At 67.2% G+C, this 754-nt stretch carries 1 protein-coding gene; it reads left to right on the top strand.

Annotated features, from left to right (window positions below):
• The coding region (locus ACLD7X_RS17470) for a calcium-binding protein (protein WP_482763994.1) at positions 1-754 on the top strand (754 nt) is incomplete at both ends.

Raw genomic sequence — 754 nt, forward strand, 5'->3', positions numbered from 1 at the left:
CGGCGCGGACAGCCTGGCCGGCACGACGGCAGCCAATGTCCTCATCGGCGGCGGCGGCAACGACTCCCTGCTGGGTGGTACGGGCGCGGATACGCTGAATGGTGGCGATGGCCTGGATGTCGCCGTCTATACCGGCTCCTCCGCCGTCAACATCAACCTGGCGCTGGGCACGACGGCAGGCGGCCACGCGGCCGGCGACGTCCTGATCAGCATCGAGGGCGCCATCGGCGGCAATGGTTCCGACATCATGGCCGGCGACAGCGGTGCCAACCTCTTCGACGGCCAGGGCGGGAACGACAACCTGTCGGGCGGCGAGGGCGATGACACCCTGCTTGGCGGCGCCGGAAACGATACGCTGAACGGCGGCGCGGGCAATGACAGGCTGGATGGCGGCGACGGGATCGACACCGTCACCTACATTGCCGCGGAGGCCGCCATCACCATCCGCATGGCGGTGACCGGCGCTCAGAATACCGGTGGGGGCGGCATGGATACGCTGCTCAACATCGAGAACCTGATCGGCTCGACGTTCGACGACCGCATCACCGGTAACGCCTTCAACAACCTGATCAACGCGTCCCTCGGTGCCGATACGCTCTCCGGCGGCCTCGGCAACGATACGCTGGGCGGCGCTGCCGGCGACGACTGGATCGAAGGCGGTGCCGGCGCCGACAGCCTGTCGGGCGGCGAAGCCGATCGTTTTCGGGCCCGCTTTGGTAATAAAGTGGCTGTGTACCATAGTGGTCTGTCCTCG

The organism is Aphanothece microscopica RSMan92 (assembly GCF_046613545.2).
Classification (GTDB): Bacteria; Cyanobacteriota; Cyanobacteriia; order PCC-6307; family Cyanobiaceae; genus NIES-981.